The organism is Niallia sp. WK069_GA_01, from assembly GCF_983173855.1.
On the sequence record NZ_OZ470138.1, the window covers coordinates 2,117,070 to 2,140,533 of the forward strand.

General features: G+C 36.2%; 21 protein-coding genes. 17 read left to right on the forward strand and 4 right to left on the reverse strand.

Annotation, left to right across the window (positions count from 1 at the left end; translation table 11 throughout):
• Positions 1-130: 130 nt before the first annotated feature.
• Complete coding sequence (gene spoIVB / locus AC5LWL_RS10120; RefSeq protein ID WP_493436588.1) at positions 131-1,423, forward strand: SpoIVB peptidase; 1,293 nt, start codon at positions 131-133, stop codon at positions 1,421-1,423.
• 125 nt (positions 1,424-1,548) lie between these two features.
• Here spoIVB and AC5LWL_RS10125 read toward each other — a convergent pair whose 3' ends face one another.
• The gene (locus AC5LWL_RS10125) at positions 1,549-2,460 is read right to left on the reverse strand and encodes a 1,4-dihydroxy-2-naphthoate polyprenyltransferase (protein WP_493434196.1); all 912 of its coding nucleotides are present in this window, start codon (positions 2,458-2,460) and stop codon (positions 1,549-1,551) included.
• Positions 2,461-3,070: 610 nt separating this feature from the next.
• Here AC5LWL_RS10125 and spo0A point away from each other — a divergent pair.
• Positions 3,071-3,862: a sporulation transcription factor Spo0A gene (gene spo0A, locus AC5LWL_RS10130; RefSeq protein ID WP_493434197.1), complete on the forward strand. Its 792-nt coding sequence runs from the start codon at positions 3,071-3,073 to the stop codon at positions 3,860-3,862.
• Positions 3,863-4,993: 1,131 nt separating this feature from the next.
• Here the strand turns inward: spo0A and AC5LWL_RS10135 are convergent.
• The gene (locus AC5LWL_RS10135; protein ID WP_493434198.1) at positions 4,994-5,452 is read right to left on the reverse strand and encodes a DUF3888 domain-containing protein; all 459 of its coding nucleotides are present in this window, start codon (positions 5,450-5,452) and stop codon (positions 4,994-4,996) included.
• 431 nt (positions 5,453-5,883) lie between these two features.
• Here AC5LWL_RS10135 and AC5LWL_RS10140 point away from each other — a divergent pair, with 431 nt between their 5' ends.
• Complete coding sequence (locus AC5LWL_RS10140; protein ID WP_445493162.1) at positions 5,884-6,084, forward strand: cold-shock protein; 201 nt, start codon at positions 5,884-5,886, stop codon at positions 6,082-6,084.
• Between the two features lie 227 nt (positions 6,085-6,311).
• Here AC5LWL_RS10140 and AC5LWL_RS10145 read toward each other — a convergent pair whose 3' ends face one another.
• On the reverse strand, positions 6,312-6,452 hold the full coding sequence (locus AC5LWL_RS10145) for a YycC family protein (RefSeq protein WP_493434199.1): 141 nt from the start codon (positions 6,450-6,452) through the stop codon (positions 6,312-6,314).
• A 40-nt stretch (positions 6,453-6,492) separates the two neighbouring features.
• Between AC5LWL_RS10145 and AC5LWL_RS10150 the strand changes: the two genes are divergently transcribed.
• The 12 genes from AC5LWL_RS10150 (at position 6,493) to AC5LWL_RS10205 (ending at position 21,209) form a co-directional block, all read left to right on the forward strand.
• Positions 6,493-7,227, forward strand: a complete 735-nt coding sequence (locus AC5LWL_RS10150; protein ID WP_493434200.1) for a glycerophosphodiester phosphodiesterase — start codon at positions 6,493-6,495, stop codon at positions 7,225-7,227.
• 1,503 nt (positions 7,228-8,730) lie between these two features.
• A complete protein-coding gene (locus AC5LWL_RS10155; RefSeq protein WP_493434201.1) occupies positions 8,731-10,389 on the forward strand; it encodes a sigma 54-interacting transcriptional regulator in 1,659 nt (552 codons plus the stop codon).
• 41 nt (positions 10,390-10,430) lie between these two features.
• Positions 10,431-11,516 (forward strand): butyrate kinase, encoded by a 1,086-nt coding sequence (gene buk, locus AC5LWL_RS10160; RefSeq protein ID WP_493434202.1) that lies wholly within the window; start codon positions 10,431-10,433, stop codon positions 11,514-11,516.
• Between the two features lie 22 nt (positions 11,517-11,538).
• Entirely contained in the window at positions 11,539-12,960 is a 1,422-nt protein-coding gene (gene lpdA, locus AC5LWL_RS10165) for a dihydrolipoyl dehydrogenase (protein WP_493434203.1), read from the forward strand.
• 305 nt (positions 12,961-13,265) lie between these two features.
• Positions 13,266-14,270 (forward strand): thiamine pyrophosphate-dependent dehydrogenase E1 component subunit alpha, encoded by a 1,005-nt coding sequence (locus AC5LWL_RS10170; protein WP_493436589.1) that lies wholly within the window; start codon positions 13,266-13,268, stop codon positions 14,268-14,270.
• Complete coding sequence (locus AC5LWL_RS10175; RefSeq protein ID WP_493434204.1) at positions 14,271-15,254, forward strand: alpha-ketoacid dehydrogenase subunit beta; 984 nt, start codon at positions 14,271-14,273, stop codon at positions 15,252-15,254.
• A 19-nt stretch (positions 15,255-15,273) separates the two neighbouring features.
• On the forward strand, positions 15,274-16,533 hold the full coding sequence (locus tag AC5LWL_RS10180) for a dihydrolipoamide acetyltransferase family protein (RefSeq protein ID WP_493434205.1): 1,260 nt from the start codon (positions 15,274-15,276) through the stop codon (positions 16,531-16,533).
• A 388-nt stretch (positions 16,534-16,921) separates the two neighbouring features.
• Positions 16,922-17,362, forward strand: coding sequence for a BrxA/BrxB family bacilliredoxin (locus tag AC5LWL_RS10185; protein WP_493434206.1), 441 nt, complete (start codon positions 16,922-16,924; stop codon positions 17,360-17,362).
• A gap of 391 nt (positions 17,363-17,753) precedes the next feature.
• Positions 17,754-18,521, forward strand: coding sequence for a transporter substrate-binding domain-containing protein (locus AC5LWL_RS10190; RefSeq protein ID WP_493434207.1), 768 nt, complete (start codon positions 17,754-17,756; stop codon positions 18,519-18,521).
• 288 nt (positions 18,522-18,809) lie between these two features.
• Positions 18,810-19,469: an amino acid ABC transporter permease gene (locus tag AC5LWL_RS10195; protein ID WP_493434208.1), complete on the forward strand. Its 660-nt coding sequence runs from the start codon at positions 18,810-18,812 to the stop codon at positions 19,467-19,469.
• Positions 19,462-20,184, forward strand: a complete 723-nt coding sequence (locus AC5LWL_RS10200) for an amino acid ABC transporter ATP-binding protein (protein WP_493434209.1) — start codon at positions 19,462-19,464, stop codon at positions 20,182-20,184. Before AC5LWL_RS10195 ends, AC5LWL_RS10200 begins: the two co-directional genes overlap by 8 nt.
• 509 nt (positions 20,185-20,693) lie before the next feature.
• Positions 20,694-21,209: a L,D-transpeptidase gene (locus AC5LWL_RS10205; protein ID WP_493434210.1), complete on the forward strand. Its 516-nt coding sequence runs from the start codon at positions 20,694-20,696 to the stop codon at positions 21,207-21,209.
• Positions 21,210-21,358: 149 nt separating this feature from the next.
• On the opposite strand, the gene prli42 is transcribed toward AC5LWL_RS10205, so the two are convergent.
• Positions 21,359-21,457 carry a stressosome-associated protein Prli42 gene (gene prli42, locus AC5LWL_RS10210; protein WP_493434211.1) on the reverse strand — a complete coding sequence of 33 codons (99 nt, stop codon included), beginning with the start codon at positions 21,455-21,457 and terminating at the stop codon, positions 21,359-21,361.
• A 202-nt stretch (positions 21,458-21,659) separates the two neighbouring features.
• Between prli42 and AC5LWL_RS10215 the strand changes: the two genes are divergently transcribed.
• Positions 21,660-22,781 (forward strand): tripeptidase T, encoded by a 1,122-nt coding sequence (locus AC5LWL_RS10215; RefSeq protein WP_493434212.1) that lies wholly within the window; start codon positions 21,660-21,662, stop codon positions 22,779-22,781.
• 196 nt (positions 22,782-22,977) lie between these two features.
• Positions 22,978-23,451, forward strand: a complete 474-nt coding sequence (locus AC5LWL_RS10220; RefSeq protein WP_493434213.1) for a chemotaxis protein CheW — start codon at positions 22,978-22,980, stop codon at positions 23,449-23,451.
• The last annotated feature ends 13 nt before the right edge of the window (positions 23,452-23,464 follow it).

A 23,464-nucleotide genomic window follows, 5' to 3' on the forward strand; every position in this document is an offset into this window, starting at 1 on the left:
AAAATTACTATTACTATCCAAAGTGGGTAGGTTTTTTATAGTTTTGACAGTAATAATTGACCTCCATGCAGGTAAAGTTATATATGTAGCCGATAATCGTGGTGAACAAGAAGCGAGGAGAGTGAATGGTTTGAAAATAGAGTTCCTTAGAAAAATAATTGGTGGAATTCTCCTTGTTTCATTAATTTCTTTAAGCTTTAATAAATCATTTCAAGAATATATTCATATACCAAAAAACATTACCATATTTGAAGGACAGGAAGCAAAGGTTGACACAAATGCAATTCCTGCTACAGCAACGTTAACGCAAGATAATTCTGTTGTTGCTTTAAGTCAGGATGAACAGAAATTCTCGTTGCATGGTGAAGAAAATGGCAAGAATGAAATGGTATTAGAGCTCGCAGGCTTTCCAATCAAGAAAGTTGATGTGAACGTATTAAAAGATTTTAAAGTTATTCCTGGCGGACAATCCATCGGTGTAAAACTAAATACAGTTGGCGTATTAGTTGTAGGACATCATCAAGTGAATACAGAAAATGGCAAAGAGTCACCTGGAGAAAAAGCAGGTATTAAAGTTGGCGATTTGATTACAGAAATCAATGGGAAAAAAATAGAAAAAATGTCGGATGTTGCTCCATTTGTACAAAGTGCTGGAAATTCAGGAGATGCTTTAAATATATCCATTACAAGAGATACAGAAAAAATAAAAACAAAGCTTACTCCCTTAAAAGAAAAAGGAGAAAATTCCTTTAAATTAGGATTATATATTAGGGATTCAGCAGCTGGTATAGGCACCATGACATTTTATCATCCAGAGACAAGGAAATATGGAGCTTTAGGACATGTTATATCAGATATGGATACGAAAAAACCGATTGTGGTAGACGATGGTGAAATTGTACGTTCTACTGTAACGAGTATAGAAAAAGGCAGCAATGGAAATCCTGGTGAAAAATTAGCTCGCTTTTCTTCAGATAAAGAAGTAATAGGAAATATAACTACGAATAGTCCTTTTGGGATTTTTGGTGAACTTAATAAAGAAATGTCTAATGGAATAATGGATACTCCCATGCCAATTACTTTATCAGATCAAGTGAAAGAGGGTCCAGCCCAAATATTAACGGTAGTCGATGATGATAAAGTGAAATTATTTGATATTGAAGTGGTTAGTTCCGTTCCACAAAAATTCCCAGCAACAAAGGGATTAGTCATTAAGGTAACAGATAAAGAATTACTGAAAAAAACAGGTGGAATTGTGCAAGGAATGAGTGGGAGTCCTATCATTCAAGATGGAAAAGTGATAGGAGCCGTAACTCATGTTTTTGTAAATGATCCAACGAGCGGATATGGTGTTCATATTGAATGGATGTTAAATGAAGCTGGTATTAATATTTATGAGAATGGACAACAAAAGGCTTCTTAAAATAGGAAAAAGCGCTGAAATTTCAGCGCTTTTCTTATCGTTCTAGAAACTATAAAAGGGTTGAGTTGGTGGATAACTTATATCCAACTTCAGAGCTGTTCAAGGCCGCACCGCAGATTTGCATATTATAAAGTCAAATATTGAATAATTAAACCAATCGATAGAAAAAAACCAAATAAAGTATTGGTTAAAGCGGTTGATTTCATGGCAATAGGAGTTTGGCTTCGTTCTCCTTTAAAGCCTTTGATCGCTTGTAGTGGTTTTTTTATGCTGCATAATACAACCAAAAGCCAAGGACTTAAAAAGCCAAATAATATAAACGCAATGATCCAAATATAAGATAAAGCAAATAGACTAGCTAATAATATAACTGACTTATCAAAACCAAGTAGGATAGCAATCGTTTTACGTCCACCCAACGTATCTTCCTCAATATCACGAATATTATTCGCTAAATTAATCGAACCTACCAAAAAGGCAATAGGTACGGAAATAAGGACGCTTTGCAGATTAATCATATTCGTTTGAATGTAAAAGGAAACCAATATAAAAATAGATCCCATGCAAACACCAGAAAATACTTCTCCAAAAGGAGTATAGGCAATAGGAAGTGGGCCGCCAGTGTATAGATAACCGATAGCCATTCCAAATAATCCGACTAAGGCAATCCACCAGCTGCTGCTCATGCAAATATAAATGCCTAGCAATAAAGAAATGCTATATAAAAGTAAGGCAATCTGTAGCACACTTTTTGGTTTCATTCCGTGCCGAACAATTGCTCCCCCGATGCCAACAGAATCAGCTGTATCTAAACCTCTTTTAAAATCGTAATATTCATTAAATAAATTGGTGGCTATTTGAATAAATAAGCATGCTGATAACATGGCTAAAAACAAAGTTACATTAATAGGCAGATATTGCATAGCTAAAACGGTGCCGATTAATACAGGTATAAAGGAAGCAGTTAAAGTATGTGGTCTTGTAAGCTGCCAAAGTATTTTATGTGTAGGCTGTAGTTCTTTTGTAACATTTTCCATAAAAAAATCCTTTCTATAATAACAACTAATATAATATGACAAAAATTTATTCTGTTTAACAGGAAGAAACTTCCGCAGGTGGAGTTTTACTTTATAGATAAAGTCCAACTCTTATAATAACGTAAGAATCTATTTTACAACAAGAAATTATTCATAATTTCGTCATATTTTTTATGAAAATTGTATTTTTAAATATTGGCTGCCTTGAAATCAGGCTTGGGCTCTCTCGGATAAGTCCGCAGTCAGAATATACTTCGCTTCTGTGGGTGACTTGTTGGCAATTTGTGTGTGGATCTTCATGAATATCAGCCTTTATTATTAAAAAGTGCTAAATTAAATAAAAATTTTGTGGTTTATTTGCTTATTGTATGATAATAAAAGGTATATTAGTATTAATCTATCAAGATTTTTCGACAAAAAGAAAAACAAAAAGAAATAAATATCGAATATGGTCGAAAAGTTGAGAAAACAAGAGAAAAATAGGGTTTTTCTTTATTTTTTAAGATTTTTTTATAAATTCAAAGGAATTTTAGTTACTTTGTCGAACTTGTCATTTAGAATAAAGATAAAGATATAAAAAAGAGATATTGGATTGAGGAGGAAATAATAATTGAAGAAAATAAAAGTCTGTATTGTGGATGATAATAGAGAGTTAGTTGGCCTATTAGAAGAATATATAGATTCTCAAGATGACATGGAAGTGGTTGGAGTTGCTCACAATGGGCAAGAATGTTTAGATTTGATTGAAGAAATTGAACCTGATGTGATGGTCTTAGACATTATTATGCCACATCTTGATGGTTTAGCAGTATTAGAAAGAATGAGAGCAATGAAATTGAACAGTACACCAAATGTTATTATGCTAACAGCTTTTGGGCAAGAGGATGTAACGAAAAAGGCAGTTGAATTAGGTGCTTCTTATTTTATTCTAAAGCCATTTGATATGGATTATTTAGCAAGTCATATTCGTCAGGTGAGCGGGAAATCAAACGGTTTCATAAGAAAAAATCAAACTTCATACAGATCACATCATCAAGAATCCAAGCCTCGTAACCTGGATGCCAGTATTACAAGCATCATCCATGAAATAGGCGTACCAGCACATATTAAAGGATACTTATATTTAAGAGAAGCGATTTCGATGGTATATAATGATATTGAATTATTAGGATCCATCACAAAGGTTTTATATCCGGATATTGCGAAAAAGTACAATACAACGGCTAGTCGTGTCGAACGTGCTATTCGCCATGCTATTGAAGTTGCTTGGAGCAGAGGGAATATCGATTCCATCTCCACCCTTTTCGGCTACACAGTCAGCATGTCCAAAGCTAAACCAACGAACTCAGAATTTATCGCGATTGTTGCAGATAAATTAAGGTTGGAACATAAAGCTTCTTGAGAGGGTTAGTTTAAAAGGGCTTTAGCTATTGCTGATTCAACCAATTCTTCAGAAATTAACTTTTTTCACGGTTTTAAGCCAATAAACACTTAGCATCTCACCCAATAAATCATTTGATTTGTTGGGTTTTGTATTTGTTGGGGATGCAAGTGTAGAGAGTAAAGTTAATTGAATTAGAATTTTATCTTGAGCAGTCATCAAAGCTATTCCTAGCGTGTTTAAAAGGTGAACATGATTTTGATATATGTTTAATGAGTTAAAGCAGGTCATATACGCCAATATGTGGCTTATATGCAAGAATGAGGAGTAAACTGTATAATCGAGAAATCTCTAAAGCAATTAATCACCTGTATAATAGAAGGAATTTCAAGAAAAACGAGTAATAATTACTCAAACTTCGCACCATCAAATTCGTTTGCAAGTCCTTGATATTGCTCGGTTTAAGAACAATAAATGGGAGGCTTGTTTTTTATTGTGTGGGTTGCTTTCCACTACGGGTTGCTTCGCTTTCCGCGGGGCTAAGCTTGAGCCTTCTCGGCGTTGCCTTGCGGGGTCTTTAGCCTTCCCACATTTCCCGCAGGAGTCTTCGCACCTCCGTTACAAGCAACCTGTTTTTAGAATAAGTTCTTGTTTTCGAATTTCATGACAAGGTATTATTGCTAAACTATAGTAGCGTTGATTTTTATATGTTATTATTCAACCCTGTTCTACCAAAATGTGCCGTTTGAGTCTATTTTTATAAGGTGGGTGTCTTTACCAGTTCAACGACAGCAACTAATGAATCAAAACGGCTTGATCGAAGTGGAAGGTGCGAGACTCCTGTGGGATTAGCGTGTTAGATGAGACCCTGTGTAGGCGCAAGCGCCGAGGAGGCTCGTCGCACGCCCCATGGAAAGCGAGCATCCTGAAACGAGAATCTTGCCCCTATTTATAAGGAATAATGTTTGCAAGATTAATCAATCAGCCTTTTCGCATTGCTCTAAACCAAGTTTGGCGATACATGAAGAAGAATTTATAACTGCGAAGTTTGAATAATTATATAAGAATATAAAGGTGTTCTTCAATTACTTCTTTTAGTCATGAGCGGTTTATTAAAAATTTAAGTTCATGTAGAGAAAAAAGGAGAGGCAATCATTGCCCCTCCATCGTTTTCTCATGGATATTTTTTACATCTTTTTTGTAATCTAATAAATCAAAGGAAATGTCCCTTAAATTCTTCATAAAATTCTTATCATAATTATAATGATGTTCATCAAATCTAATAGTTAGAGCATCAAACTTAGTTTGTGAATTTTCTTCAACTGCTATTACTACTTTTACCTCAAACCAATCTTTAGGTTCTTTAGTAAGAGCAATACCCTTTATCTCATTTACCTTAACAAAACTCCAAGGCATTCTTTGTCCATATTCCTTTTGAACAATTTCATGGACCTTTGGTTGGATAAAGCTTAATAACAACTCATCTGCTGAATAGTAATGAACCATTTGTTCTTTATTACTGTTTTTGACTTTTGCCTCTACATTAGCAGTATTTAAAGTAGATAAAATCATTATAACTATTACAAAAACCATTATTAATGCTTTTTTCATCATAATCACCTCAAAATTATTGTGTCTAATGGTGGCAAAGATATGCAACTAGTTTACGAGTTGAAAAACTATGTATGTGTTCGAAAAAATTTGTATCAAAAAATTATTTGGGGTAAAAAAATTAGAAGTTAAATGTATATCCACCATAAATTTGTTTATACTTTATTCAGAGTATGTAATAATATCGTCTAAAAAGCATAAATCAACTTAATGAGGATTAGAACAGGTGAAAAAGTTTAAATGAGCTTAATTAACTAGTATATTTTAAAAAAATATAAAACATTTATTGTAATGATTTGCTTTCCGCTCATTAAACTGTTACTATTAAATAGTATTATTTTTGTTCAAAAAAAAGAGAAGATATACTTTTCTACATACGAACAAAGGTAGTTTTATTATTTGTGTTTAAAGCACATAGGAGGAAAATAAACATGGCTACAGGTAAAGTTAAATGGTTTAACGCAGAAAAAGGTTTCGGATTTATCGAATCTTCAGAAGGAAACGATGTATTTGTACATTTCAGCGCTATTCAAACAGAAGGATTCAAAACATTAGAAGAAGGTCAAGAAGTTTCTTTTGATATAGAAGAAGGTCAACGTGGCCCTCAAGCAGCTAACGTTGTTAAAGCTTAATCAACTGATCTGAATAAAAAAGCAGACTCTAATCTTAAGGTTAGAGTCTCTTTTTTTTAGAATCTGTTCCTTTTTAATTGTTTTTAAAGAGATAAATTCTTCTAAATAGAACACAATAAAGCAACATGTGAGAATTACGAGAAAGAGGAGGCTCAAGTGTAGCCCCAAGGAAAGCGAAGTATATTTCACCTGCGGACTTATTGAGCACGCCTCTTTTCATCCGATTTTTATGCTTCTTCGTCTTGTTGTAAAAGCATTAGTTTTTGAATTAATATATGCTGTGGCATATGCATAAGCTGCTCTAAAGGAACATTTAGTTTCTCCGCAAGTTTTAATGCTGTTTCTGGTGATAATTGCAATGGTTTCATTATTATTTCCCCCAATAATTAAATGTTAGGATGTGTCTTCATGTCACTCGTTTTTGCTCATCGTGGATATTCTGCTCAATTTCCTGAAAATACGATGATGTCATTTCAAGAAGCCGAAAAAGCTTATACAGACGGAATTGAATTAGATATTCAAATGACAAAAGATGGAGAACTGGTTATTATTCATGATGAAAAAGTGGATCGAACTACAAATGGATCTGGATATGTGCAAGATTTCCTGTTTAAAGATATCCGTACACTAAATGCTGCCTATAAATATAAAGGAAGAATGACCAATGTGCAAATTCCTGCACTAGAGGAGTTTTTCGAATGGATGCAGCATACAAACTTAACTTGTAACATTGAATTTAAAAATAATCGACTTTCCTATGCAGGAATGGAAGAAAAAGCAATTGCATTGGTTAGACGTTACGGATTAGCTGATAGAATTATTTTCTCCTCTTTTAACCACTATAGCATTGTACACAGCTATCGACTAGCTCCTGAAATAGAGACAGCACCGTTATTTTCAGATGGTATTTATCAACCATGGATTTATGCGGATGCAATCAAAGCGAGCGGCATTCACCCTAACCATCGCTTATTAAATAAACATAGTATTAAAACATCAGAAGAATTTGGAATAAAAGTGAGAGCCTATACTGTTAATAACGAAAAAAGATTGCAGTTCCTTGCTGAAAATGGAATTTCTGCTGTTATAACAGATAATCCACTCCTTGCAAAGCAAGTGATAGATAGAATAACAAATACTTAAACAAAGACTCTGCTATGAAGCTGGGACATAAGTATTCCAGTCGAAGATAAACCCAAACCATGATACGAAGATGTAAAAAACATTTCGTATTAAGGTTTGGGTTTTTTATTTATGTAAAAAGGAGGTTTATGGTAATCACCCGCAGCCTGCATACACTTCGCTTTCCGTGGGGCTCGACTTTAGCCGCTTCGGCCCTTGGCCTGCAGGGTCTCAGCTGTTTCGCTAATCCAACAGGAGTCTTCGTGTATTCAGGCTGCTCCATTTTTCAATCTATTTCATTTTTTCTTGGTAAAAGAATTAGGTTTTAGAAAATAGCCTTTAAAAACGAAGTGGAATGGAGCGGAAGACACTCGACTCCTGAGAGAGGTAGAGAAAAGCCTGAGACCCCGCAGAAACGAGAATCTGTAGCGCAATGGAACAACATAGTTTTTATACTTAACTACTCAAACTTCTCGCCATCAAATTCTTTTGCAAGTCTTGATATTACTCGGTTTAGAACAATAAAATGGGAGGCTAGTTTTTTATTGTGGGGTTTGCTTTCCACTACGGGTTGCTTCGCTTTCCGCGGGGTTATGCTTGAGCCTCCTCGGCATGCCTTGCGGGGTCTTTAGCCTTCCCACATTTCCCGCAGGAGTCTTCGCACCCTCCGTTACAAGCAACCTGTTTTAGAATAAGTTCTTGTCTTCGAATTTCATTACAAGGTAAGACTACTAAATACTAGTAGCCTTGATTTTTTATGTTATTGTTCAACGACAGCAACTAATTGATCAAACGGCTTGATTGGAGTGTAAGGTGCGAGACTCCTGTGGGATTAGCGGGTTAGATGAGACCCCGCAGGCAAAGTGCCGAGGAGGCTCATCGCACGCCCCACGGAAAGCGAGCATCCTGAAACGAGAATCTTGCCCCTATTTAATAAGGAATAATATTTGCAAAAAACACCTAAAAAGACGAATCAATCATCCTTTTCCAATAGCTCTAAACCAAGTTATCGCAATACATGAAGAATAATTTATAACTGCGAAGTTTGAGTTAACTAGATTAAAAAACATAAATAACCAGTATAAGGAAGTTATCATTTACGTGCTAAATTAGAGCATGTTCGTCTTTACCTATTATCTATTTAGTTATGTCTCAGCTTCTTTTTAAGGTAAGAAAGGATAAAATTTTTCAACTTAGAGTAGTGTCTAGCTTCGCCGTACAGGATGTACAAGTGCCGGCGAAGACATAAGGACGTGGCGTATTTAGCCGGCCAGCGCCTAGCCCCAGTGAGTATAACCTCCAGCCTCTAAAAGTAAAAAACACTTTCCTGAGTCAGGAGAACATTTTTCTTCGGGGCTAAACAAGGCGCTTGTGCTTTTCTTGTGAAAAATGATTATTCGAAAAATTATGTAATCGAGAAAAAAATTGCATAATATAATGGGAATGATTATAGTATAAGTATGAAATAAATTGCACGGTTGTTAGTGAACGGAAAATCTATGCAAAAAGAGAGGCTTTTGCAATATGCAATATTCTTTACCTATAGATTGTATTTTTAATGAAATAAAGCAAGGTGTTATTATTGTTGATCAAAATGGCATCATTATTTTCTTAAATGAAGAAGCGACGAAATTGGCTGGTGCAACGAAAAGCAATGCGCTAGGCAAACATATTTCAGAGCTAGTGCCAAATAGTGAATTGCCCCGCGTGATAAGAAGTGGAAAAAAAGAAACGGGAAAAAGATTTGTATTGGCACCCAATTGCAATGTGCGCATCTCGAGAATCCCGTTAATTAACAAAAAAGAACAAACAATTGGCGCAATCGCTTATTTCTCGAATGCTTCTGATTATAAAGAAGACTGGTACGAAAAGGATAATTTGCAAGCAATAGTAGAATTGCTTGTTCAAAATAATGAAGCGGCCATTTCAATAGTAGATGAAAAAGGCAGTATTAAGATGAAAAATTTTGCATACTGCAGCTGGATTGAATCATTGAACAAAGATAGCAATTATAAACAAGCAATCATAAGTAAAGACCTTTCAGAAACGGTCCATCAGAAAGTGTTGCAAACACGAAGAGTTCAACAACATATAGAAAATAATAATAAGCGTTCGCTCAAAATAGATGCCTCTCCAATTATTATTGACGGTAAATTAAAAGGAAGCGTGCAAATTGTTCAAGATCTTTCAAAAAGTCTGGAATGGCAAAAAGAACTTAAAATGGCTCGGAGCATTATCCGTGGTTTAGAGGAAAAATACCTATTTGAAGATATAGTAAGCAGTTCACCAGCAATGCAAATTCCAATTCAACAAGGAAAGCTTGCTAGTAATACGGATTGTCCAGTTTTTATTAGAGGTGCTCTTGGTACAGGGAAAAAAATGTTTGCTAATGCAATCCATAATGAGAGTAAACGAAAATATAATCAATTTGCGGCTATTTCCTGTATGAATACTTCTGAAAAAGAACTGGATACAATACTAGCAAGAATAAATATTGGTAATGATAAGAATGAGGACAATGCTGCTTTTCAACAAAAATGGCATGGTACGGTTTATTTAGATGAAATTAGTTTTCTTCCATTTGAATTACAGCAAAAATTACTGGATTTTTTACAAAACAAAAAGGACAATATCAGAATAATTGCCGGATCTTCTGAGAATATGGAAAAAACTTTAATAAATGGTCAATTTTTAGAAGGTTTATATTATGAATTAACGAGAATAAGCATTCATTTGCCTTTATTAACAGAAAGAAAAGAGGATATTCCGCTGTTAACCAAAAGGTTTGTACAGCAGATTAACCATAATAATGGGCGTTTCGTAACAGTCCATCAGGAAGTCATGAAGCTGCTTAAAGATTATCCTTTTACAGGGAATATAAAAGAGCTGAAGGCTATTCTTGAATTATCGTTAACAAAGATGGCAAAAACGGAAGTGGTATTAACCAAAAACAATCTTTGTTTTGCTGATTATACGGGTGCAGAAAAAAAAGAAAGCCTTCATATAAAAGAGGAACATGAAATAGAAGATAAACCGCTGTCGTTATTAGTAGAAGAATACGAAAAAGTGATTATCGAAAAAGCGTTGAAAAAAAACGAGGGCAATAAAACATTAACAGCAAAATCATTAGGCCTGTCTGTTCGTAATTTATATTATAAATTAGAGAAATACGGACTTGGTTAAGCGAACTTTTTTTGAGTAATAAAAGGAAGGGAGGAAATAGGGTGATGGCAAATACATTTCGAGTTTTAGTGATAAACCCGAAATCTTCTTCAACCATTATAGCTTTATATCAAAATGAAATGCCATTATTAATCGATACAATTCATCATAGGCTTGAAACATGGAAGTCATCTCCTTCTATTGCTGTACAATCCAAAGATAGAGAAGCCGACATACTGCATTCTTTATTTGAAAAAGAAATCAATTTATCGAAAATGGATGCTGTCTGTGGCAGAGGCGGATTGTTAAGTGCAATGGAAGGAGGCACTTATGTGATAAATCAACAAATGCTAGACGATTTGAAGTCTGGATGTAGAGGAGAGCATCCTTCTAATTTAGGAGGAATCCTTGCCTTTGGGATTGCTTCTGGGCTGAATGTTCCTTCTTATATTGTCGATCCTGTCGTGGTAGATGAGCTGCATGACGTGGCACGAATATCTGGCTATTCACATATTGAAAGAAGAAGTGTTTTTCATGCTTTGAATCATAAAGCATGCGGCAGGCGTGCTGCATCAGAACTAGGAAAACGATATGAAGAATCGAACATAATAGTGGCCCATCTAGGAGAAGGCATTACGGTAGGTGCCCATCGAAATGGCAAGGTGATTGATGTAAATAATGGTTTAAACGGAGAAGGTTCTTTTTCATTAGAACGTGCTGGAACCATTCCTCCCGGTGATTTAATTGATTTATGTTATTCAGGAACCTTTACTTATGAAGAAATGAAAAAGGAACTTCAATTTCATGGAGGAGTTCAAGGTTATTTACATATAAATGATTTAGCAGAAGTTGAAAAAGCAATGAACGCTGGAAATCAAAAAGCAGCAAGTATACTTCATGCATTAGCTTATCAAATTGCAAAGGAAATTGGCAGCATCAGCACCGTTTTATCTGGGAAAGTAGATGCCATTGTTTTAACAGGAGATTTGGCAAACAGTGCACCATTAGTGAAAGAGATCATGGAGAAAGTGATGTGGATTGCCGATATTTTTGTTTATCCAGGAGAGAATGAGCTGCAATCTCTAGCGGAAGGGGTTTTAAGAGTATTAAGAAAAGTCGAGCACCCCAAAATATATAGCAATCATTAAAAGGGAAAAGAGAGTGAAAAAAATGGCAAATGAATATGATGTAGTCGTATTAGGTGGTGGAACAGGAGGATATGTTGCCGCCATACGAGCAGCACAATTAGGATTAAAAACAGCGCTCGTTGAGAAAGGAAAGCTGGGTGGAACTTGTCTGCATAATGGCTGTATTCCTAGTAAAGCGCTGCTTCGTAGTGCAGAGGTGTACCGCACAGCTAAAAAGAGCGCTGATTACGGGGTGTTAACTTCAGAAGTAAGCGTGAATTTCACGAAAGTACAAGAACGTAAAAATGCGATTGTTCAACAATTGTTTAATGGTGTTCAGTATTTAATGAAAAAAGGCAAAATTGATGTATATGAAGGAACAGGAAGAATATTAGGCCCATCCATATTTTCTCCTATGCCTGGAACGATTTCAGTTGAAATGAACAATGGGGACGAAAATGAAATGCTTGTTCCTAAAAATGTTATCATCGCAACAGGTTCTAGACCAAAGTCATTACCCGGTCTAAAAATAGATGGTGAAAATGTGGTTAGTTCAGAAGAAGCACTGCGAATGGAATCATTGCCTAAATCGATTATTATTGTTGGCGGCGGCGTAATTGGGGTAGAGTGGGCGTCGATGCTTTCTGACTTTGATGTAGAAGTGACTTTATTAGAATATAGCAATAGACTTATTCCAACAGAAGATAAAGAAATTTCGAAAGAGCTTCAGAAGTTGTTGGAGAAAAAAGGAGTAAAAGTGGTAACCGAAGCAAATGTTCTTCCGGAAACTTTGACTATAAACGGAACAGTTTCTATTAAAGCAGAACAAAAAGAAGTACAGCAAACCTATATAGGAGAGAAACTGCTTGTTTCTGTTGGACGCTCTGCTAATACGGAAGGCATTGGACTAGAGAACACGGAGATTGTCGTAGATAAAAACGTGATTCAAACGAATAAATTCTATCAAACAAAAGAAAGCCATATCTATGCAATAGGAGATGTTATTGGCGGCCTGCAGCTTGCTCATGTTGCTTCCCATGAGGCAATAAAGGCAATTGAACATATCGCTGGGTTGAATCCAGAAGCATTGGATACGAAAAAAATTCCTAAATGCATTTATACTAGTCCGGAAATCGCCAGCATTGGCTTAACAGAAGAAGAAGCGATTGCAAAAGGCTATAGTGTCAAAAAAGGGAAATTTTCATTCAAAGCGATCGGAAAAGCATTAGTATATGGGGAACATGATGGATTTGTTAAGATTATTTCTGACAGTAAAACAGATGATTTACTTGGAGTGCACATTATCGGGCCTCACGCGACAGATATGATTGGTGAAGCAGCATTGGCAAGTGTACTCGATGCAACCGCATGGGAAATTGGTTCAACTATACACGCCCATCCAACGTTATCAGAAGCGATTGGTGAAGCAGCGCTAGCCGTGGATGGAAATGCCATTCATGGATAAAGTGGAGCTCGTTTTTTCGAGTAAACAGCCGATGAAGCCAGGATGTTCTTCATAAGGCGTTCAAGATCACGTAAGCTTTTATAAGGTGAGAAAGTATAAAATTTTCTAACTTAGATTAGTGTCTAGCTCCAGCGCCTAGCCCCAGTGAGTATTGCCTCCTGCCTCTAAAAGTAAAAACACTTTTTGAGTCAGGAGAACATTTTTCTTCGGGGCTTAACAAGGCACTTGCGCTTTTCTTATAAAAATCTTATGTGGTCATATAAACAAGAGAATAGTAGTGGAAAATAGGAGGTACCGTTATGGTCATGGTTGAAAATCGCCATAAAGAAGTTGGATTAACAGACGAGCAAGTATTAGCAATGTATGAAAATATGCTGCTTGCCCGCAGAATAGATGAAAGAATGTGGTTATTAAACCGCTCAGGGAAAATTCCATTTGTTATTTCCTGTCAAGGTCAGGAAGCAGCACAAGCTGGGACAGCCTTTGCTTTTGATAACAGTAAAGATTATATTCTGCCATATTACAGGGATTTAGGCGTTGTTTTAGCATTTGGAATGACAACAAAAGATATTATGTTATCTGGATTTGCAAAAGCAGAAGATCCAAATTCAGGCGGAAGACAAATGCCAGGTCATTTTGGACAAAAAAGCAATCGCATCGTAACAGGATCTTCCCCGGTAACAACGCAGGTGCCACATGCAGTCGGCATCGCTCTTGCAGGAAAAATAGAGAAAAAAGATTTTGTTACATATGTAAGTTTTGGAGAAGGTTCATCCAATCAAGGGGATTTTCATGAAGGAGCAAATTTTGCAGGTGTTCATAAACTGCCGGTTATTTTTGTTTGTGAAAACAATAAGTATGCCATTTCTGTGCCAATCGAGAAGCAGTTAGCATGTGAAAAAGTATCAGATAGAGCAATTGGTTATGGCATGCCTGGATTTACTGTAGATGGAAATGATCCAATTGAGGTATATCGTGTAACAAAAGAAGCCGTTGATAGAGCAAGAAGAGGAGAAGGTCCCACTCTAATAGAAACTGTATCTTACCGCTTGACTCCACATTCCTCCGATGATGATGATAGAAGCTATCGCGGTCGAGAAGAAGTAGCAGAAGCAAAAGCGAAGGATCCAGTTATTAAGTTTAGAGAGTATTTAATGCAAACAAATGTATTAACAGAAGAGAAGGATAAAGAACTAAATAATCAGATTATGCAAGTTATTAATGAAGCAACGGATTATGCAGAAAGTGCACCATATGCACTTCCGGAAGATACACTTAAATATGTTTATGGCGAGGAAGGGGAAGCTTAAATGGCAGTAATTTCATATATTGATGCCATCACAATGGCAATCCATGAAGAGATGGAAAGAGATGAAAAAGTATTTATTTTAGGGGAAGATGTTGGTGTGAAAGGCGGCGTCTTTAAAGCGACTGCCGGTTTATACGAAAAATTTGGCGAAGCAAGGGTCATCGATGCCCCTCTGGCTGAATCAGCAATTGCAGGCGTAGGAATTGGTGCAGCGATGTATGGGCTTAAGCCAATCGCTGAAATGCAGTTTGCCGACTTTATCATGCCGGCTGTAAACCAAATTGTTTCAGAAGCAGCGAAAGTCCGCTATCGAAGCAATAATGATTGGACATGTCCGATTGTTATTCGAGCTCCTTACGGCGGAGGAGTTCACGGAGCATTGTATCATTCACAATCTGTGGAAGCGATGTTTGCAAACACTCCAGGGTTAAAGATAGTGATGCCATCCACTCCTTATGATGTGAAAGGCTTATTAAAAGCAGCTGTCCGTGATCCAGATCCAGTTTTATTTTTTGAACATAAACGTGCTTACCGCTTGATAAAAGGGGAAGTTCCAGAAGATGATTATGTTTTGCCTATTGGAAAAGCGGATGTTAAACGCAACGGAGAAGATATTACGGTTATTACATATGGTTTATGTGTTCATTTTGCTCTTCAAGCAGCAGAGAAATTAGCAGAAGATGGAATTTCTGTACATGTAGTAGATTTAAGAACGGTATATCCCCTTGATAAAGAAGCAATTATAGAAGCAGCATCCAAAACGGGGAAAGTCTTATTAATAACAGAAGATAATAAGGAAGGCAGTATAATTAGTGAAGTTGCCGCTATTATTGCTGAAAATTGTTTATTTGATTTAGATGCACCAGTTATGCGTCTTGCTGGGGATGAAGTGCCTGCAATGCCGTATGCTCCAACAATGGAAAAATATTTCCTAGTGAACCCAGAAAGAGTCGAACAGGCTATGAGAAAATTAGCAGAATTTTAAATATAAAGGAGGGAAAAAGGTGTCGATTGAAAAAATTAACATGCCCCAGTTAGGCGAAAGTGTTACAGAAGGTACTATTAGCAAATGGTTGGTATCCGTAGGGGATAAAGTCAATAAGTATGATCCTTTGGCAGAAGTAATGACAGATAAAGTAACCGCAGAAATTCCATCCTCATTTACGGGGGTCATTTCAGAGATAACCGCAAAAGAAGAGGAAACACTGCAAATTGGAGAAGTTATTTGTACAATAGAGGTAGGAGAAGAAACAACGGCTTCTACAAAACAGGTGAAAACAGAAGAAGCTCCAAAGGAAGAAAAGACAGCCCAAACGTCGGATAATAAACTTAGATATTCTCCTGCTGTTTTACGGTTATCTCAACAAGAGGGTATTGACTTGGCTACATTAATAGGAACTGGTGCGGGAGGAAGAATTACGCGCAAGGATGTTTTAAAAGCGATAGAAAGCGGATCTTCTCAACCAGCTGTTCAACCAATACAAGAAGCAGTGGCGAAGGATACATCCACAACGCTGGAAATGTCGTCACATAAAGAAGAGGGAACTCAATCGCCGCTAAATACGGGAGATACGGAAATTCCTGTAACAGGTGTGCGTAAAGCAATTGCAGCAAATATGCTGAAAAGCAAACATGATATTCCACATGCTTGGACGATGGTAGAGGTGGATGTTACAAGTCTCGTTAATTACCGGAATAAAATAAAAGATTCATTCAAAGCATCTGAAGGGTTTAATTTAACATTTTTTGCTTTCTTCGTGAAAGCTGTTGCCCAAAGTTTAAAAGAATTTCCAGAAGTAAACGCAACTTGGGCTGGAGATAAGATCATTCGCAAAAAAGAAGTTAATATTTCGATTGCCGTTGCAACCGAGGACGCTTTATTTGTCCCAGTCATTAAAAATGCAGATGAAAAATCGTTAAAAGGCATTGCAAAAGAAATTGCAACGCTTGCTAAAAAAGCTAGAACAGGCAAACTCTCTTTAGCTGAAATGCAAGATGGAACATTCACAGTCAATAATACAGGATCTTTTGGTTCTATACAGTCGATGGGTATTATCAATCATCCTCAGGCAGCGATACTTCAAGTAGAATCTATTGTGAAAAGACCTGTTATCAAAAATGGCATGATTGCGATTAGCGACATGGTAAATTTATGTCTTTCATTGGATCATCGCGTATTAGATGGTTTAGTATGCGGAAGATTTCTGCAAAGAGTAAAAGAAATTTTAGAAAATACGGATGAAAAAAATACATCGATTTATTAACAAAGGTAAAGCTCGAATAGATCTTATTTTTTAATATAAGTCCGTGTTCAAAAAGGAGGATAAAAAGGACCAAGAAGTTCGAGGCGGCTTTACTTTGAGCACTGGCCTTCCACGGGAAGTGTTGACTTCAACGTTGCTCACAGGACGTGAGCGATTTTAGTTGAAGAACCTCAAGTTGATACGTGAGAAGCGGAAAAGTGATGCCAACGAAGAAATTCGACGTGTCATTTTTACCGGACTTTTTGAACAACCTCTATAAACATATTTATTGAAACTTTGCTCATTATTGATAATAATAAAAGTATTAGACAAATTTTTAATAGACATGAATTATTTATTGGATAACAAAAGAGTATATTGAGAATTAATCAGATGAAGGAGCGAAATAATGAATATCGACTTTAATTTATTTATGAATGATGTTGTCCGTCAAGCACGTCAAGAGATTGTGGAAGCAGGGTATGAAGAGTTAACAACACCTGATGCTGTAGATGAGGCACTTGCTAAAAAAGGTACAACGCTTGTGATGGTTAATTCTGTATGTGGATGTGCTGGAGGGATTGCCCGTCCTGCTGCAAAATACTCTGTACACTATAGTAAAAAACCAAATCAATTGGTATCTGTATTTGCAGGACAAGATAAAGAAGCAACAGAAAAAGCTAGATCTTACTTTACTGGCTACGCACCATCTTCTCCATCGTTTGCCTTATTAAAAGATGGAGAGATTCTTACAATGATTGAAAGACATGAAATTGAAGGCCATGATCCAATGCAAGTAGTAGAAAAACTTCAGCATGCATTTGAAGCATATTGTGATGGGGAAGCATAAACTTAAATAAAAAAGCAGGCCAATAAGTTTTTTCTTATTGGCCAGCTTTTTTTATGCTACCCTGAAAAAAGGCTTTGACTCTCTCAAATGGGGGGGCGCAGCCGGAATACACTTTGGCTCATCTACGAGCCTCCTCGCTTTGTTGTGGGGGTTCGTCTTTCTCGAAAGAACTATATTGCTTGTTTATTAATATTCAGAAAAATCAAATAATTATATTTTTTCAGAATAATATTTAATCTTATGGAATTGTATTAATTCTATTGAATAATTATTAGTATGTGTTAAAATTCATAGTGTTGTATGAATATAAGTCGTAAATCGGCTATTTTTTTAAGAAAACAAGGCATATTAAAAAGAGTATAACAGGAAGAAATTATAGGAGGAAAATATTATGAAAAAATTAATGGCGCTATTGCTGTTAACCATAGTAGTACTAGCAGCGTGTGGATCTGGGACAAGCAATGGAGATAAACAATCAGGGCAAAAAGTATTAAAGATGGGAACATCAGCGGATTATAAACCATTTGAGTATGTAGATTCAGCAAAAAGCGAAGATATTATTGGTTTTGATATTGATTTAGCAAATGCACTGGGAGAAAAATTAGGCTATAAAATTGAAGTGAAAGATATGGATTTTAGTGGCTTGCTTACGGCACTTCAAGCAAATAAAGTTGATTTAGTGCTTGCAGGTATGTCAGCAACAGAAAAAAGAAGACAAAATGTTGATTTCAGTGATGTTTATTATTCAGCAAAAAATTTAGTGATTACGAAAAAAGACAGCGGGATCAAAACTGTTGAAGACCTTAAAGGAAAAACAGTTGGGGTGCAGTTAGGATCCATTCAAGCAGATTCAGCGAAAGAAATTGCTAAAACAGTTAAAGTGAATGTAGAAAACAGAGATAGAATCCCTGAATTATTACAAGAAATTAAAGCGGGAAGATTCGATGCTGTCATCATTGAAGATGTTGTTGCCCAAGGATACTTGAAAAAAGACAAGAACTTACTATCTTTTGAAGCACCAGAAGCAGAAGGTACAGAGGGATCTGCTATTGCATTCCAAAAAAATAGCAAGCTGACTGAGGAATTCAATGCTGAGCTTAAAAAAATGCAAGAAAATGGTGAGATCGACAAGTTAGTTGTGAAATGGTTCGGAAACTAATATATAGTATCAAAAAAGTATAATGGTAAAATTTCAGGCTGATTGAAAATGTTTGTCTATCGAGACTAGCAGGATGCTAGTCAATCGACAGTGCCACAGGACGTGGCTTAAGTCGACTCTCCTTAGTCGTTTGTGCTTGTTATTGGATAATGAGCACCGAAAAAATGGGGAGTAACGAAGGGAGCAAACGTTTTTCAACAGCCTGGAAACGTTTAAAGATGTACTGTCTTTAAAGTTTTTTTATTTTTTGAAGAATGCATTGCAAATTTTGAAAGGAATGTTGTACGAATGGACTTAAATTTCCACCAATTTATTCCCTCGCTCCCATTTTTACTGCAAGGGATTACTGTAACCTTAAAAATTGTTTTTATTGCTGGAATATTAGGATTTGTATTAGGAATTATTTTATCTGTATTAAAAATCAGTAAATTGCCGCTTCTTAGCTGGATTGCTGATGTCTATACATCGATTTTTAGAGGGACCCCTCTTGTATTGCAATTAATGCTGATCTATTATGGAACACCACAAATTACAGGAATTGAAATTGCTCCGTCTGTTGCTGCCATTTTATCATTTGGCCTTAACTCAGCAGCTTATATTTCCGAGATTATCCGAGCTGGTATTCTTGCTGTTGATAAAGGGCAAAATGAAGCGGCAATGGCACTTGGCGTTTCGAAAAAACAAGCGATGTTTGATTTGATTTTGCCGCAAGCATTAAAAAACATTTTTCCTGCATTAATAAATGAAGCAGTATCGTTAACAAAAGAATCCGCCATTGTAACGGTTATTGGAGTAACAGATATTATGAGACGGGCTTATATTATGGGAGGAGAACAATACTCTTATTTAGAACCATTAATATTGGCTGGAATCATTTACTATATTTTAGTAATGCTACTGACAATGCTGGCTAAGGTTCTGGAAAGGAGAATGAGACGTAGTGATTAAAGTTGAAGGTTTAAATAAATCATTTGGATCGTTGCACGTATTAAAAGAGATTACCACGGATATAAAAAAAGGGGAAGTAGTGACAATTATTGGTCCCTCTGGTTCTGGTAAATCCACTTTTCTTCGTTGTTTGAACTTATTGGAAGTACCAACAAGTGGTAAAGTAATTATTGATGATGTGGACATAACAAATAAAAAAAGCAATATAAAAAAAATGAGGGAAAATGTAGGAATGGTTTTTCAACATTTTCATTTATTTCCTCATAAAACCGTTTTGCAGAATATTACGTATGCTCCGATTAAAGTCAAAGGGCTGAGCAAACAAGAGGCAGATAAAATAGGCTTAGAATTGCTGCAAAAGGTTGGATTAAATGAGAAAGCGAATGAATATCCAAATAAATTATCTGGCGGTCAAAAGCAAAGGGTTGCAATTGCTAGAGCTTTAGCGATGAATCCTGATGTTATTTTATTTGATGAGCCGACTTCCGCACTTGATCCTGAAATGGTAAAAGAAGTGTTGGAGGTAATGAAGTCTTTAGCGAACACAGGAATTACGATGCTGATTGTTACTCATGAAATGGGATTTGCTAGGGAAGCGGCTGACAGGGTATTATTTCTTGATCAGGGTACTATTGTTGAGGATGCATCTCCTGCTCAGTTTTTTACTAATCCTGCTAGTGAAAGAGCGAAAGAGTTTTTGCAAAAAATGCTTTAAAATAAGGAGCTGCTTGTTAAGGTTTTTACTTTAGCAAAGCAGCTTTTTTTGTTGGCTACTCTGAAAAGAGGGGTGGTTCTCTCAATAAGTCCGCAGCCGGAATACACTTCGCTTTCCATGGGGCGGGCGCCGAGCCTCCTCTGAGCTTTGCTCCTGCGGGTCTCGCCTGTCCCGCAAATCCCATAGGAGTCTTCGTGTATTCCGGCTGCTCCCGGCTTCACATAACAACAAACTTCAAAAACACTCGCCTATTTTCATTCTTCATGGTGCAAATTTTTGTTTGCGTGAGTGTTTACCCGGAAAAAAAGGTTGCGGTCTAAATTAATCCGCAGTCAGAACACACTTCGTTTTTCATGGGACGAGGACGCCGAGCCTCTTCGTTGCGCTGCTGGGTTTATTTTTTGTTTCTACAGGCTGTTCTGGGGTATTTGTTATTTTATGAAGTGTAATTATAGGCGAGTATAAAAAGGGGAATGTTCCGCAAAATAAAAGCAAAAAGTGGTGAGGCTATGTTCAAGCTTTTATCATGTTTGCTGTTATTTCTTTCTCCTATTTGGCCATTGGGAACAAATCCAGTTCAAGGAGATCCTTTTGTAGTTATTAATAAAAGAACAAATGAATTAAGTTTTGTAGATGAAAATAGAGTGCAAACGGTTATTAGTGTAGCGACAGGAAAAAAAGCGGAAATGACGCCGGAAGGATTATTTACGATTACAGTAAAAGCGATCAATCCGTATTTTAGAAAAGCCAATATTAATGGAGGCGACCCGAAAAATCCATTAGGAACACGATGGATCGGTTTTGATGCGAAGGGGACAGATGGAAGAACATTTGGAATTCACGGTACGAATAACCCTGCATCAATTGGTCATTATGTTTCTCAAGGTTGTATTAGAATGCAAAATGAGGCAGTAGAATCGATTTATGACTTGATTCCAATTGGTACAAAATTGCTTGTTACCAATTCGACGAAAAGTGCTGAACAACTGGCAAAAGAGTTTGGAGCAATAAGTAATAGCGAGTGATCTACCTTTCGCTCTAAAGAAAACAGTTTTCTCAGAGGTTGTTGCTTTTAAATAAAAATTGGATGCGAATCAAAAGCAACAATTTATACAAAACAAACAAGAAAACGGAAAAAATTCAAACAATCTTTTCCGTTTTCTACATTATTATGTTAAGAAAATAACATGCCAAGACCTACTAATAAAGTCGACACAAGCATAATAAAAATCATTAAATAAACAACTAATTTTCTAAAATTACGGTTACGCATTATATCCTCCATTACATCAATCAATTTGTTCTTTTTATTTTACTAAGAAAAAGGGAATGTCACAACTAAAAAGTAAAGAAACACTGGTGAATTTAAGCAAGTAAGAACAAAAAAGATTAAGAAGATACTGTATTCTTTCATTTGCTGTTATATCGTACTACCGGTATACTAGAATAGTGAGTAATGACTTGGAGGAATGAAAATGATTAATCAAGAACGTTTACTAAAACAATTTTTAGAATTAGTGCAGATTGATTCAGAAACAAAGCATGAAAAAGAAATAGCTGCAGTATTAAAAAACAAGTTTTCTGCATTAGGATTAGAGGTTTTAGAAGATGACACAACCTCTGTAACAGGTCACGGCGCTGGAAATTTAATTTGTACATTAAAAGGAAATGTCGAAAATGCAGATCCTATCTATTTTACATCCCATATGGATACTGTAGTGCCTGGAGTCGGCGTAAAACCAACTATTCAAGATGGATACATAGTTACAGATGGAACAACTATCTTAGGAGCAGATGATAAAGCCGGCTTAGCTGTAATATTAGAAACACTTACTGTCTTAAAAGAAAATAATTTACCGCATGGTACCATTCAATATATTATTACGGTTGGTGAAGAATCGGGATTAGTCGGTGCAAAGGCATTGGATCCTGCACTTGTAACAGCAAAATATGGCTATGCACTGGATAGTGATGGAAAAGTCGGCAATATTATTGTAGCAGCACCTACTCAAGCAAGGGTAAAAGCAACTATCTTAGGAAAAACAGCACATGCTGGTGTTGCACCTGAAAAAGGAGTTTCTGCGATTACAATTGCAGCAAAAGCAGTTTCTAAAATGCCATTAGGAAGAATTGATAGTGAGACGACAGCAAATATTGGTCGATTTGAAGGTGGCAAACAAACAAATATCGTGTGTGATCACGTTGATATTTTAGCAGAGGCGCGTTCATTAATTGAAGAAAAAATGCAAAAACAAGTTACAAAAATGAAAGAAGCATTTGAAAGCACTGCAAAAGAAATGGGCGGAGAAGCAATTGTTGAAGTAAATGTAATGTATCCTGGCTTTAAGTTTGGTGAAGGTGACCATGTAGTAGAAGTTGCTCGCAAAGCAGCGGCAAAAGTTGGTCGAAGCTGTGAATTACAACAAAGCGGCGGCGGAAGCGATGCCAATGTTATTTGTGGATTTGGCATTCCAACTGTAAATTTAGCAGTTGGCTACGAAGATATACATACAACAAATGAAAAAATGCCAATTGAAGAATTAAACAAACTAGCAGAAATGGTGCTGGCTATTATTGAAGAAGTAGCAGCAAACTAAATATACTCTATAAAAAAGCACTTATTCCTCTCTAAAAGGAAAAGTGCTTTTTTAGCCTAAGGGATATAATAATAGAATGTTATTTAGAGGCATATACTAGAGTCCAATGAAGAAAATGGGTATAATGTAATTAATGGAACTTATTTAGTTAAGATGAAAAGGGAACAAAAGGGGAATAGTAGGGGTTGATAAAGAAATGGAAGAGAATAATAAGAAAGTAGTTGTTTTTCAAGTTGCAGAGGGAGAGTATGCTGTTTGTATAAATGATGTAATCTCCATTGAAAAGCAAGAAGGGATTACTGCTGTTCCGGCATTGCCATCTCATGTAGTTGGGATTAAAAAAGTACGAGACGAACTTATACCGGTAATAGACTTAGAAAAAGTACTATATAATCGCTCGATGGAGCAAAATGATCGCAATAGATTGATTGTGCTTAAAACAGAAGAGTTAACATTTGCCGTGTCAGTAAGTGATGCGAAAGAAATACTAGTAGTGACAGAGGATTCAATAAAACAGACAGGTATTTCAGCTTATCAGCATACACGTTATTTTACTGCTGTTATTCAATTGGAAAACCGTTTATTAATGGTGATTGATTCTTCCATCTTAATTCATTCTTTGGAAGGAATTAAGGAAATCAAAGAATATATGAATAATCAGCCTGCATAAGCTGCTTCATAAA